This window comes from Herpetosiphon llansteffanensis (genome assembly GCF_003205875.1).
Classification (GTDB): Bacteria; Chloroflexota; Chloroflexia; order Chloroflexales; family Herpetosiphonaceae; genus Herpetosiphon; species Herpetosiphon llansteffanensis.
In genome coordinates, this window is sequence record NZ_PUBZ01000026.1 from 1 (window position 1) to 1,940 (window position 1,940).

The following is a 1,940-nucleotide window of genomic DNA, read 5'->3' on the forward strand; positions in this document are numbered from 1 at the left end:
AGGAGGGCTGGACGAATTCCTGAGAGGTTTTGACGGGATTTTTCGCTGATCCGCGCCGCCGCTGACCAATCACCACGCTGGTGCGTGGTTTTTTTGTGAGCAGACCCGCCTCACCGCCCGTTGTGCTGCCCGCATCCTGATCCGCGTCGGCCCATCGGCGTGCGTTCTCGCCGCGCTGGCGGATTTACGCACAGCCGATCACGCCGACCGATCACCGCTGATCCGCCGCAGTAGCCGTTCCCTGATCGCTGCGGCTGCGTCCGTCCATCCAATCCAAGCCATCCCCATGGCGATTCACGGACGAGACGCATGCCACGTTAGGCGTGGATCGGGTCGTGCGTTCCCTGCTGGCGATGCACCACGCGCAGGTTTATCACCACATAGATTAAGGATGTCCACGCCGCGACCGCGCTTTGGCGGCGCAGTTTTGGCCATTCGATCCCTAAGGCATATGCTTGGCTGTTGATCTGTTCGACCAACGCCCGTTCGCGATACAAGGCTTTATAGGCCGCTGACCCGCGATCGATCGTCCAGCGTAGCGTTGCGCCAACTTGCGTCCCGATCGTCGTGACACACCCGCCCGTTGCAAAGTGTTTATCATTCGTTGGGCATGGCTCGCCGGTGGCAGTCGGGTACAGCAACGGACAGCGATGGCGTGCCCGCTCTTGCGGCGGGCCATTGGTGTTCATGGCATACGTAAACTGTTGCGGCATGGCTAAGCCAGCGGCACACAGTGGCAAGCCGTCGGGCGAAAACTGCCGTGGCTGGTTCGGCTTGCGCACCGGAACTGCTGCCATGCCACCAGCGGTGTGGAAGTAGGTGTAGACCCGTTGGCTGTCGAAGGCGGCATCCCACACGCCATTGCGCGGTCGGCGACCGAGCGTCTGCTCCACCTGCGCCATGAGCGGGTCAAAATAGGTCATATCGCCCGCATTGATCGGTTGGGTGTGTTCGGCGAGCACGATGGAGCCGAAGGGGGTGCGGGTGACGACAATGCCACTGGCGTACCCCCAGTAGGCTTCGGCCTTACTCTGGGTTGGCGATTGGCCATCGGTGGTGGGGGTCGGTTGCTGGTTACTCCGGCGCTTGACGCCGAGCCGACAGTCCGGATCACCCGGGGGTTGTACCTGCTTCTTGGCGCGATCCGGGGCAAAACGGTTGAGATTGTTCTCTTTCACCCACGCCAAAATGTGCTTGGTATCGCCCGCAATGGTGTCGGCGAAGGTGGCGTGGTGCTCCGGTGGGAGGGCATCACGAATGCGCCGCACGAGTGCCATGCGGAGGAAGTCGAGCATGGGCGTGGGCAAGGTTCGCAGGACACGGGCAAATTGACGACGCGACGGAACACTGGCGGCGACATCGAAGCCGAGCGGGGCGGCAGGGTCAGGCCGGAGGGGAAAGCCAAGCGTCCAGACAAGGGCGGGATGGCGCAGGAGATAGCGACGCAAATGCCCCATGGAGGGCAATTGGAGATCGAGTTTGAGGAGGAACGCGGCGAGAAAGGGGGCACGCGGCGCGGGGCGCGGCCCAGGCCGAGGGCGGTCACTGAGCGGCGGCAGGGCATGCCACGGAATGGGGGCGAGCCACTGATGGGCTGCAGCAGCAGTGGGATCAGCGGCAATGATGGGGGGGAGATCCGGCATGGAGAGCGGGCAGGGACGACGGGGATGGGTGGGCAGCAGGGCACCATCGGACACGGGCACGGTGGGCACAGGGCGCTTGAAGCGACGAAGGATGTTTGGTATGATGCGATCCAGCATCAGCGACTCCTATTCTGGGGATGGTTGGATCTGATACCCGTATCGTACCCGATAGCGAGTCGCCTGGTGTCGAAAACGACCCCGATTGGGGCATGGGTGTCGCGCTACGGCGGATCGGTGTCGCCCCCCGACCCTGATGGATCGGGCAGGGGAACCAATTCTATGTTAAGCCCAGCCCTC

The 1,940-nt window shown here is 63.2% G+C and carries 1 protein-coding gene; it reads right to left on the bottom strand.

Annotated features, from left to right (window positions below):
- Window positions 1-317: 317 nt before the first annotated feature.
- Complete coding sequence (locus tag C5S61_RS26705) at window positions 318-923, bottom strand: transposase (RefSeq protein ID WP_164689162.1); 606 nt, start codon at window positions 921-923, stop codon at window positions 318-320.
- Between the last annotated feature and the right edge of the window lie 1,017 nt (window positions 924-1,940).

Excerpts from the sequence above, each read along its gene's own strand:
- C5S61_RS26705 (WP_164689162.1), bottom strand. The coding sequence starts at position 923 with ATGACCTATTTTGACCCGCTCATGGCGCAGGTGGAGCAGACGCTCGGT.